Origin of the sequence: Endozoicomonas sp. ALC020 (genome assembly GCF_049275935.1) — a bacterium.
Lineage (GTDB): Bacteria > Pseudomonadota > Gammaproteobacteria > Pseudomonadales > Endozoicomonadaceae > Endozoicomonas_A.
The window spans coordinates 2680463-2692021 of the sequence record NZ_CP184830.1 but is presented as its reverse complement, the minus strand read 5'-3'; the positions used below and the strand labels follow the sequence as shown (position 1 = coordinate 2692021).

General features: G+C 45.5%; 9 protein-coding genes. 6 read left to right on the top strand and 3 right to left on the bottom strand.

Annotated elements, in window-relative coordinates; all coding sequences use genetic code 11:
• The first annotated feature begins 702 nt into the window (after positions 1–702).
• Positions 703–2244 (top strand): ankyrin repeat domain-containing protein, encoded by a 1542-nt coding sequence (locus ACOJUO_RS09675; protein ID WP_422139656.1) that lies wholly within the window; start codon positions 703–705, stop codon positions 2242–2244.
• A gap of 133 nt (positions 2245–2377) precedes the next feature.
• Positions 2378–3438, top strand: a protein-coding gene (locus tag ACOJUO_RS09670; protein ID WP_422136519.1) for an IS630 family transposase whose coding sequence is annotated in 2 segments (ribosomal slippage) — positions 2378–2798 and positions 2798–3438 — 1062 coding nt in all. Because the reading frame shifts where the segments join, the coding sequence is not laid out codon by codon here.
• A 23-nt stretch (positions 3439–3461) separates the two neighbouring features.
• On the opposite strand, the gene ACOJUO_RS09665 is transcribed toward ACOJUO_RS09670, so the two are convergent.
• The 3 genes from ACOJUO_RS09665 to ACOJUO_RS09655 form a co-directional block, all read right to left on the bottom strand.
• Positions 3462–5339, bottom strand: a complete 1878-nt coding sequence (locus tag ACOJUO_RS09665; protein WP_422139655.1) for a hypothetical protein — start codon at positions 5337–5339, stop codon at positions 3462–3464.
• Positions 5340–5687: 348 nt separating this feature from the next.
• Positions 5688–6701: an IS110 family transposase gene (locus ACOJUO_RS09660; protein WP_422132667.1), complete on the bottom strand. Its 1014-nt coding sequence runs from the start codon at positions 6699–6701 to the stop codon at positions 5688–5690.
• A gap of 86 nt (positions 6702–6787) precedes the next feature.
• Positions 6788–7525 carry a hypothetical protein gene (locus tag ACOJUO_RS09655; protein ID WP_422139654.1) on the bottom strand — a complete coding sequence of 246 codons (738 nt, stop codon included), beginning with the start codon at positions 7523–7525 and terminating at the stop codon, positions 6788–6790.
• Between the two features lie 345 nt (positions 7526–7870).
• Here ACOJUO_RS09655 and ACOJUO_RS09650 point away from each other — a divergent pair, with 345 nt between their 5' ends.
• The 4 genes from ACOJUO_RS09650 (at position 7871) to ACOJUO_RS09635 (ending at position 11376) form a co-directional block, all read left to right on the top strand.
• Complete coding sequence (locus ACOJUO_RS09650) at positions 7871–8104, top strand: TA system antitoxin ParD family protein (protein ID WP_422136516.1); 234 nt, start codon at positions 7871–7873, stop codon at positions 8102–8104.
• A 153-nt stretch (positions 8105–8257) separates the two neighbouring features.
• The gene (locus tag ACOJUO_RS09645; RefSeq protein ID WP_422136515.1) at positions 8258–8653 is read left to right on the top strand and encodes an IS607 family transposase; all 396 of its coding nucleotides are present in this window, start codon (positions 8258–8260) and stop codon (positions 8651–8653) included.
• A 106-nt stretch (positions 8654–8759) separates the two neighbouring features.
• Entirely contained in the window at positions 8760–9698 is a 939-nt protein-coding gene (locus ACOJUO_RS09640; protein WP_422136514.1) for a zinc ribbon domain-containing protein, read from the top strand.
• A 43-nt stretch (positions 9699–9741) separates the two neighbouring features.
• Positions 9742–11376 (top strand): IS1634 family transposase, encoded by a 1635-nt coding sequence (locus ACOJUO_RS09635; protein ID WP_422137299.1) that lies wholly within the window; start codon positions 9742–9744, stop codon positions 11374–11376.
• The last annotated feature ends 183 nt before the right edge of the window (positions 11377–11559 follow it).

Sequence of the window (11559 nt, the reverse complement as noted above, 5' to 3'; positions counted from 1 at the left end):
ATTTCTGGCTTATTAGGCAGCTGCTCTGCAAGGCGCAACAACGGGAACATAGCAAGCTATGTGACCAGAGTTGCAACGCATCACGACTGCATGGATGCAGGAGCTAGAGCAACGCAGGAGCAGTTGCCGCGAGTGCCTGAACAATAAGTCAGAAAATATGATTTCGTATGGTTGAGTACTTATTCACTGGACAAGCATCTGGCTACCTTACATCACGTTTTACATTGGTAAACGTCACTGCCTGTCTCTCCTTTGATCGAGTCAAAGTGAGAGCGCTTTATTTTCTCCCTCCAGAACACTCCCCCCCTTTTTCGGCGATCAACAATGGTAATCCTTCCTTCTGACAGCTGAAGCCCATGCTGTGCAAAAAATAATTTTTCGTAAGTCAGACTTTGGAAGCATTGCCCAATCGAGCCGGGCAGGCGGAGATATAAGACGATTGAGTCGAGACTCATAATAATTCAGACATTTTAGCTAATAATTAGTTCCATCCATTATCAGGCTGTGCTCAGTTTAAGTATTGGCGCACTCCCCGAAGCCAGAAAAATCAGGAGATTATGAAAATACCTCGCTGTGAAACAGGAGAACCTTTTGTCCTCAATTTAAATCGAACTGAATCAGGGAACTTTTTGATGCATTTTCGAGTCAAAATCTTAGGATCAATATAATTAATGCGATTAATCAGGAAGGGAGGAACGAATAATGCAGCCAGCCACAAACTTAAAAGCGGGTACTGTCCTTAGCCCAGTCTCTGGTGCAAACAGTAAACGTAATCAACCGGGTAATTTTCAGGGTCGTGCCAGCACCTGCGTCGGCGCTGGCAGCTCTGGCTACTCACCACCCGTTGTTGGAAGGCATCCTTCATACCCAGCGGCAGTTCCACTTGCTGATCGAATGACGACTGAAGGCAGGAATATGTCCCCCCGGTTCGCAAATGCAATGGAATACACCAGCTGTGCAACAACTAACAGAGACAAATTTCATTCAGAGTCTGACAGTAGATTGCGCGAACAGCTCGAAGAATTATCATTACCAGATCCCTCACTTTTGCATGGCGATAGAGTTCAGCAGACTGGAGGAAGAAAAGGATCTCACAATGATAAAGCTAAAGCACTGCTGGAAACGATACTGCTTCAAAAAGCTCTCAGCCCGGAAATTAAGCCCGATGGTGGTTCTGGCAAAAGTCCTGGTTTCTTCATGAGGCGCAAGCTGAATGGATTGGTAACAAAAGCAGTTGATAATTTCTTCAAAAAATCAACTCATAATTTTTCGCCTGCGAGTTTGGTGAGCAGTCAAGCGCAACAAGTTGAACAGCTGCTTCAATCTTTTGCCCGAACGGAATCCGGTCAAAGGCTCTACAGAAAAGCCGTTGCCAATAATCTAGTAGTCCTTGAAAGTCTGTTGAGAAAGGCGGGTGTTGATATCAACCATCAAAGCCCTAAAAGTGGCGACACGCCAATAATTGCAGCCGCCAAGGCGAATCATTGGTCAATGGTTAGTTTACTGCTTGAGGAAAAAGCCACTGTGCATCAACAAAACAAATCTGATTTTCATTTGTTGATGCTGATTTTTAGCGCCTGGGGGGATTACAAGATTACCGATCAGCAACAGAGGGAACTTACTTTAAAAGCCCTCGAAAATCAGCCTGAAGCTCAGATTAAGTTGGCAAACGGTCAGACAAAGTTACTTGCCGTTTATGCCTTTCAACATGCAGTCTTGAGAAATTGTCAGTTATTTTGCAATCAGTTGCTGAAAAACTCTCATCTGGTCAGCGCATTAAAACAAGAACAGATAGGTTCCAAGCTTATGATAGATGTAGTGATGAACTATCGTGACCCGGCAGCAGCAACGAAGTATCTGGTGAATTTGAAAGATTCTGCCGGGCGGCGACTTTTTGATCTTAACTGTAAGACACAGTCAGGTAAAACGCTCCTGATACTGGCAGCAAAAAAAGGTAACACCCATACCATGGAAACCCTTCTTAACACCCCGGGTGCTGTAGAAAATATTAATGCTTACACCACCACCTCCCTACCGTGCCCCCCCTCTCGGTGGACGGCATACACTTATGCTCACTACTACAGTGAAGCCCATCAGAACCGCTATATCCTCGAAAAGCTGGTGAAACGTGGTGCCTGGCGGGTGCCTGCATACAAGGTGAAAGAAAAGGAACCAGATAGTATCTATGGTCATTCCTACCATTTCGGTAGCTATGGCGGCGATGACGGTCCAGATGGTGAGTGATACGGGCAGTGGTTTTGGGGATAGCGGTTGACACCTGAGGAGCCTAGTACATAACTCAAATTTCTTTGTCCTGCAGCAATGCCGGAATTTTCCATTCTGGCATTATTCTCCCTGATTCAGATCAGGGTGACCTATGCCAGCTCAATACCGTATCCGCCTGTCCATAGACGAACAGCAGCAATTAAAAGACCTCATTCACCAAACCAAGGTGGCCAAGCATAAACGTATTCATGCACAGATCCTCCTGTGTCTCGATGAAAACGGGCCAAAACTGACGGAGCTCCAGACCAGCCAAACCTGTGGTGTTTCAACGAAAACGGTTCAGAGAACACGCAAACGCTGTGTACTTGAAGGGCTGGATATTGCTGTTAATAGCAAGTTCAATGGCATTGCCCGCCCAAGAAAACTCCAGGGGGAGCAGCAGGCGGCATTGACAGCTCTGGCTTGCTCAACACCACCAGAAGGTCATAGCCGCTGGACGCTACAGCTTCTCGCTGACCGTATAGTTGAGTTGGAGCATGTCGATTTCATCTCGCATCAAACCATTGGCCGAGAGTTAAAAAAAACGAGTTGAAGCCTTGGCAGAAAAAGGAGTGGTGTATTCCAAAAAAAGCGAACGCAGAATTTGTTTGCGCTATGGAACGTGTTTTGGATGTTTATCAACAACCACATGATCCGAATCGACCACTGATCTGTATGGATGAGAGCAGTAAGCAGCATACTTTGGAGGTCAGGACTCCACTCCCTATGAAGCCTGGCCAACCCCTAAAATATGACAATGAGTATGAGCGCAATGGTGTGAGTTCTCTCTTCATGTTTTTTGCGCCACTGGAAGGTTGGCGACATATCGAGGTGACTGATAGCCGAACTGCCTGCGACTGGGCTCACCAGATCAAACAGCTGGTTGATGTTCACTTCCCAAAAGCTGATGTCATCCGTCTTGTCATGGATAACCTGAACACACATACACCTGCATCTCTTTATAAAGCCTTTGAACCAGGAGAGGCTCATCGGTTGGCCAGTAAGTTGGAAATCATCTATACACCCAAGCATGGAAGCTGGCTCAACATGGCAGAGATTGAAGCGTGGGAGTCCCAGCGTAATGGTGTAGAAAGCAAAATGGAATGGCGATTTACGACCGAGGATGCTCGGGTAAAACTCAAGAAGCTTTACCCGACGATCAAATCGGAGTGATGTACTAGAAGCATCCGTTGTGACTACCTTACATCACGTTGTACTTTGGTAATCGTAAGTTCCTGCCTCTCTTTTGTTGACAGAAACTCGTCAAAGTAATCGAAAGGCGCCCTTCCTTCCAGAACTTTCACTTTTTCACCTTTTTTTGCATCCACGCAGCGGTAAAGAGGAAGCTCCATCTCGTCAGCAATGTCCCGTGCGGCATCGATGAACAATAAATTACTCTGATCGGGATAGCCTTTTTCAAGCAATAACGCAGGGCTATCATCTTGGTCCAGCACCATGCGAATAACACTTCTGCTGAGGATATTTCCTTTTTGGTTCTTTATGACAATCATGGCATTGCGTCCATCCATCACATAGCTCATCAGTCCACGTCTATAACTATGTAGGCCGTCTGGTGATATGCAGCTTTTAACTTCAAGCCCACTGATAAAAAGATCCCAGGGGTCTTCTGTCAGCTTCAGGGTTTCCCCCTGGGACAAGAGCTTGTTTCGGGTTTCCTCGCTGAAGCCACTGAAGTTCGCTCCCCAACCTGCTTCAAATCGGGGGTATTTCTTGTAAACGGCCTGCAAGTGTGGATTGTTCAATGTTGACTGCCTGCTCTGAATAAAAGTACTGTTAACACTGGTCTCTATAAACTGATGCGTAAGGTCTATAACTGCTGCATTCCCCTGTTCTATCATTGATGCCATGTAAAAAGGCAGGAGATGGTGATGTCGTTGTTTCATTAGCCATTTTGAGAACTTTTTATTCACTCCCACCAAAGCGTCAGCCCCTTTTTCAGCGATCATCAATGGTAATCCTTCCTTCTGACAGCTCAAGCCCATTCTGTCCAGAAATGCAGTAAACCTGTATCCCATGTTGAATAACATATAAAGCCAGCCCAGTTTTTCATAAGTCAGACTTTGGGTAAGCTTTTTCAGGATCGGCATTACCATGGCCTTATTCATAACCTCGCTGGCCAACATCTGCTCAAGGGTAGACAGCCATTGGTGGAAAATCTTGCCATCTTTCATCCGTCGCCTGCTCTTGCTGGCGCTGGGAGCTTGCAAAGATTGACAGAGTTCCTCGATGTCATCTTCTGAGAGTCTATCGGGTACAAATGCCAGCCATTGCAGCGGCGCCATTCGCAAATGCGGTCCGCCACTGATTCCGGGGGCACCCAGTATTTTCTGTATTTTCGGGGTACTCTGAACCAGACGGGCCAGCCCAGCGATTAGATAAGGTATATTTTTTTTATTGCCATGTTCCATGATGGCCGTGACAAAATGAACCAATATTGAAGTATCCATTATTTCTTTGGATGATTTGCAGGCGGCAATAATCATTAAAAGTCGATGCACTTTCGCTTTGATATCAGACTTGCCTTCAGGTAGTGATATACCGGCACATTCTTTTTCCAGAACGTCAACTGCATCGAGCAATACCCGCGAATATTCCGGGGCTATCTTATCAATGTTTGCTCTGAGTACGGTTAGATACTTGTCCAGCGGTTTGCTTTCAAGTAAAGCGAACCCTTTGATATCACTGAGCTGTTTGAGATTTTTAAACTGTAAGGCGACAGGTGCCGGTGTTTTCAAACAATGGGCCAGGGTACTAATATAGTGACAATAATCGATGGAGCCGGGTTGTTTCGACAAATAGGCCAGCTCTTTAGCAATATGCCAGATGTTATCTGGAAAGGAGTTACTTGGTTCGATGATATAAAGAACAGATTTAATGTACGACATTAACTCAGCAATATCACCCTGCTGTGAAAAACCGTAACAGGCTGCATAGAGATACAGCAATCTTCTTGAATAGATTTTGAATTCGACATAATCATCATGGTCTGATAAATTGCCATCCCATCCAACTCTTGGGATATATTTTTCTTCAATACTGTCAACTTCACTCAACAATCCTCTAGAAAGCTCGTTATTTTCGGATGTTAGGGTTTGCCGGATCTCTAGGAGCCTTATATGGTCCGCCCCGTTTTGCAAGAGCCTGTTTTGTTAATTAGCAAACAAAGATAACTGCAATCATATATACGGCCTATTCATGAGGTCTAACCCTCTGGCCCTGATGGGTATCCGCGCAACCTGGCCTTATCAGTCCGACGGCCTCAAGGGCCAAGGCTCCTATCAGGTTTCAGGTTGCCGGTTTTTACCTGTTTGCCATCAACTGTACATGCTCATCGCAATCTGCGGGGGGGGTCCCCTTTGATTAAGCTTATGCTTTACTTTGCCGCTGCCGCCTTTACCTCATTATGCAGCCTTGTAAACTTCATTTCGGGTCATGATGACCCAGACAATCCGAGCCATTTTATTAGCCAGACCAACGGCGGCAACGTTGTGATTGCTGCGCTCATTAAGTTGGCTAACCCATTTTTTACAGCGGTCATCCTTATTTTTGAGGCAGTGGAGTACCGAACGTGCGCCGTGTATCAATAATGTGCGCAGGTATTTATCACCCCGTTTACTGATGCCCAGCAGGACTGACTTACCGCCTGTGGAATGCTGTCTTGGAACTAATCCCAACCATGCGGCAAGGTGTCGACCAGATTTAAAATACGTCGCATCACCAACGGCTGCCTTCAATGCTGTGGCAGTGATGGCTCCGATACCCGGCATAGTCATCATTCGACGACATTCGTCGTCGTTTTCAGCCAGCTCCTGAATTTTCTGGTCATACTGTTGAATACGCTTGTCAAGACTGGCCAACTCTTCTGATAAACCATGTAGCAGCTCACGAGTCAGCGAATGGAGTCCATTTTCAGCATCTTCCAGAATTCGTGGAAGCTGTGCACGAACTTTACCAATACCCTGGGCAACCACAATACCTTCTTCCAATAGTGACCCCCGGATCTGGTTAACCAGGGCAGTTCTCTGATCAACCGCTTGTTGACGATAGCGGTGCAGAAGTTGCCAGGCCTGCTGCTCTGACGTTTTAACAGGTACAAAACGCATGCTGGGCCGTGAAGCTGCTTCTGCAATCGCTTCAGCATCGTTGTAGTCATTTTTGTTGGTCTTGACATAAGGCTTGACAAATTGAGGTGAAATCAGCTTGACAGTATGCCCATAGTTCTTGAATAACCGAGCCAAATAGTGAGCACCACCACAAGCTTCCATAGCGATAATGCATGGCTCCAGATTTGCCACGTACTCCAGAAGGTTCTTCCTGGACAACTTCTTTCTGATGACTTTGCTACCCTGGTCATCAACACCAAACAGGTGAAAGTTGTTCTTGCCAATATCGATACCAAGTACTGAAATAGTCATGGGTGGTTCGCTCCGGTTAATCCTGTTTAAATGGTTAACTCCATTTTGGCTCATTTGAAGCCGTTTAGGAGGGGCGGACCATCCCATTAGTCCCTGACCTTTATTTGAGGGTCTAATGCTGTCAACTGTTCATTAATTAGATTGTGCACCTCTGACAGAGAAGGCGTATCAGGAAGACTTTGAAAGAGGTTCTTTGCCTTCTCAAATCCGATGGATAAAGGAATCCTCAAAAGTGTCCAATAAACCTCGTGAAGTGGTCCTTTATGTTCTTCTTCAGCAGCCAACATAATCCGAAGTTTTTCAGCCCCGTTTAGAGTTTTTGTTTTGTTCAGCTTTAATACCGTTTTCTCAACATCAAGTTTCAGGCACTCAAGGAAAACGGCACATTGCACTTCATTGGTTGGTGACTTTTCTATTGCCTCAAGTTGAAATTGACTCACCAGATTCCTGGCGGCCATCTGTATAGCTACAGCTCTTGAATCAAAGGGTTGTGTCTCAAGATTAACCTGCCGTTCAGATAGCGGTTTACTCCCGGTAGCAATGAAGAATCCCTCTGACATTAATTGCTCATTTTTCATAGGTAAAACTTCAGTTTCTGGCATTCTTTTACGAAATTTACCGGGCAGTAAAGGGTCGTCTGTTGTATTTGCCGTTCTTTTTCGAGCAGTTTTTTCTGTCTGTGCGGTGGTGCCATCCTGTCGCTTTACCTGCCTGCCGAGGAACTGGGTGGAGTCATCTTCTGCTTCTGTTGAAAAGCCATTGGGTTGCACCACCTTCAATTCATGCAGCTGTTGAGTCAAACCTTTTAACTGATAAAAATCCATTTTACCTACCTCCATTGTGGGCGTATGTTGGAACCATTACAGGACAGCCAAATACCATATGTTCTGGAAAATCAGCGTTCAGATCTTTAATACAAAGAAAAACCCTGAAGCTGATTTTCTCATTCCTGTCTTTGCAGTACCGACCTGACTGAATAAAGACGAATCTCTATAACATTTGACTGTTAATCCAATAATTAGTTCCATCCATTGCTCTGTTAAGTGTTGGAAGACTACCCGGTTAAAACTGTGGGTCTGTTGCCAGTCTCGGGGATTTTTTGTAGCTATTTGCTACTTTTATTGTACTCTGCTACATATCACGAATGATCATCAGTTGGAGAATTTGTCATGCCTTCTGCACCATTGAGACTTAATGATGAATTAGTCCGAAAGGCTACTATCGTAGATTCGGCTCTGAGTAGAACCCCACCCAAGCAAATAGAGCACTGGGCTAAGATTGGAAAAATATTAGAGGAAAACCCCGATTTAACCTATTCCTTTGTTGAAAGGATACTTATTGCAAAGGCGGAAATGGACTCAGGGGAAGTGGTTGATTATGAATTTCTGGAAGATGAGAAATGAAGGTAGTAGCAACAATAACCTTCATGAAAACAAAGAAAAAACTTCACAAGAACCAGATTATTGATTTAGATCGGGCAGTCAAATAAAATTGCAACAATCGCAAAATTAATTACGCCAGACACAAGATAAATCGTCAAAAGGTGAATTTATCTTGTGGGGTTCAACTACAAAGCTAGCCAAAAGCGTATCTTACTCAAAGAGCACCCTGATGCAGAATTTATCAGCGACATTGCCAGTGCTTTCAACTTTAAGCGAAAAGGACTGCAAACCATTCTGGAATCAGCGGTGTGCGGAAATCCAACCCATATTGTGGTTGCCACGAAAGATCGCCTTGCCCGATCAGGGTTTGGACTCATCAAATGGCTTGTTGAATTATCGGGAGGATACATCGAGGTTTTGGATGACCCGGATAACGCCTGTGAGCCATTCGACACCCAAGAGCTTATCGGTTTCATTACCTCATTCTGCAATAGCCACTACGGGAAGCGATCTGCTAAAAGACGCAAAGATAGTAGCGTCAAAAAAGATCAGGTTTTACCCAGAGAATAAGCAAGCCTATCACGATGCCCTGATACTCTATCGCAGGTCGTACAACCTTGCTGTTGAGCGTTTCCGCAATGATGACTATAAAGATGCCAGCGGAAAATTCATCAACATGCGACCTGCCATTAAAGCTCAAGTGAAGCAAGAGCAAAAAGAAAGTGGCAGGGCTTATAACTCGCTTGTTTCTGATAATGGAACACTGGCGGCAGCGACCACATTCAAAGCGGTCTGCGAGCACAACAAGAAGCTCAAGGGAGCTAAAGAGGGCTTTGCAGAAATCAGTTTCAAAAGCCGCAAAGGTAGCAGGCACTCATTCTCTATTGACCGTTTGCCAAAGGGGTTAAATCCCTGCGTACAGGCTCTTGGCAAGATTCACCTGACAGAAGATGTGCCAGCAGAAGCGATTGGCAAGTCTTGTGTCATAACCTACGACAAAGGTCGCTGGTTCATTCAGGTTCAACAACATATTGAACTAAATCCCGAAATCCAAGGGAAGGTTAGATGCGTTGGAGTTGACCCCGGAGTTCGCACCTTTGCCACTTGCTACAGCGAAAAAGAGGCGTTGATAGCGGGTGATAAGGTTGCAAAAACAAAGCTGTTCCCACTGATGAAGCAAGTGGACAGCTTGATCAGTCAAAAGCAAAAAATCCTGAACACTCAGAAGGGCGTTAAGTTCCCCGACATGCCCCAGTGGGCAAGAGATCGGATTATTCATTTCAAGAGGGAAATTGACCGGCTGAAATGCAAAAAGGATGACATTGTTCTTGATCTGCATAACCGGCTGGCGTTCGAGCTGGTGTCGAACTACGACGTTGTATTTTTGCCAACCTTTGAGACAAGAGGTATGGTCACACGCAAAGATAAGAAGGTTCGCACCATTCGCCGTAACACCTGCCGCCAGATGCTTGACCTCAATCACTACCAATTCAAAATTCGGCTTAAGTGGTGCGCAAAAAAGTATGGAAAGCATGTAGTTGATTGCAACGAAGCCTATACATCCAAGACTCAATCATGGAACTGCCTTTCACCACACCGATTGATATTTGCCTAAAATCTGTTGTCAAAGAAATAAACAGACATTCAGGTACACCAACATGTCTCAAGCTCAATACCAGTCTAAGAACCTCAACCACCTTGGCTTGGTTGCCGCTATGTGTCGGGAGTTAAAGATAGCCGAATACATTGATGCCCGTATCACAAATGACTCCGATGTTCGTAATGTCACTATTGGACAAGCTGTAGTTGCAATGATCATCAATGGCTTGGGCTTTACGGGGCAAACTCTATACATGCTCCCTGAGTTTTTTGAGGATAAGCCGATTGACCGCCTTATCGGGGAAGGTATACAGGCTGAACACTTGAACGATAAGGTACTTGGTCGGGCTCTCGACAGTTTGTACGACGCTGGTGTTAGCGACTTGTATCTCAATCTGGCCGTCAAGGTCGTCAATCATCTGAAACTTCCTTGCAAGGCATTAAATCTGGATGGCACCAGCTTTCATGTGGATGGAGTCTATAACAGTCATGACAATCCAGACGACTTGAACTGTATTCATATCTGCCAAGGTTACAGCCGTGACCACCGGCCTGACCTGAACCAGGTAGTCTTACAGTTAATGACTGAAAACCAGGCGGGCATCCCTGTGTTTATGGCCCCTGCCAGCGGTAATGTAAACGACAAAACCTGTTTTCAGGAAATTATCAAAAATCATCTGTCATGTTTTAAGGCTGCTTTGAATAGCCGCTATCTGGTTGCTGATGCTGCCATGTATGTTGCAGAAACCCTTCAGTCGCTTGATGAGCAAAAGCAGCTGTTTATCTCCCGGGTACCCCTGAACATCAAGGAGGCAAAGGAGCTGGTCTGCAAAGCGCCAACCATGTCGCTGGAGCCTGTTGAAGGCTATGAAGATTATTACTCAGCTGAAGTGCCTTCCTGCTACGGAGGGGTTCAACAACGATGGTTCCTGTTTCTCAACAAAAAGCGCGGGCTTAGTGAACGGAAAACACTGACCCGAAAGATGCAAAAACAGTCATTGAAAGAGGCCCGTGATCTGGAGAAGCTGAGCAAAAAGGCCTTTTTGTGCCGGGACGATGCATTGAAGGCTTTTGCCTTGTGGCAGAAACAATCGAAACTTTGCCAAAGCGAAACAGAGCCTGAGGTTATCTGTAAACCCTGCTATTCGGGCAAAGGAAGACCATCGCCGGATAGCAAGCCTGATCACTTCGAGTACTTTGTGCAGGCTGAATGCTTTGTTTCCTGCGAGAAGAGGGAGCATGCAGAGGCCTCACTGGGTTGTTTTATCCTAAGCACCAATGAGCTGGATAAAAATAGTTTGAATGCCTCTGAGCTGTTGTCTATCTATAAGTCGCAACAAAAAGTTGAAGGCGGCTTTCGGTTCCTGAAGAGCCCGGACTTTCTGGTCTCTTCGCTCTATTTGAAGAAAGCGGAACGTATTGAAGCCCTGTTAATGGTGATGACTCTGTGCCTGATGGTCTATGCTGCTATCCAGCACAGAATCAGGCAGGAACTGAAAAAGCAAAGTCGTGTATTTCCAGACCAGAAAAAAAAGCCCTGCCAGAACCCAACAGCAAGATGGGTATTTTTCTGTTTTCAGGGGCTTAGTGTATTAACGGTCAATAATCAGGAGGAACATGTGGTTGGTTTGAAGGAAAGGCAGTGGACGATCATTCAAATTTTGGGCATTTTTTACGAGTCCATGTATTCCTGATAGGGGTGGTGAAAGGCGGATGGAACGATACCATTGACGAAAAATTAGGTTCTTTCAAGGTTATTAAGGGTGAGGGCTTCACCGTTGATCGTGACATCAACGGTGCCAGAAATGTCTTTCTTAAGTGTTTGACAAGGTAGCTTGAACCTTAGCCATAACAGCGAGTGTTGCGCTCGTTGCGGT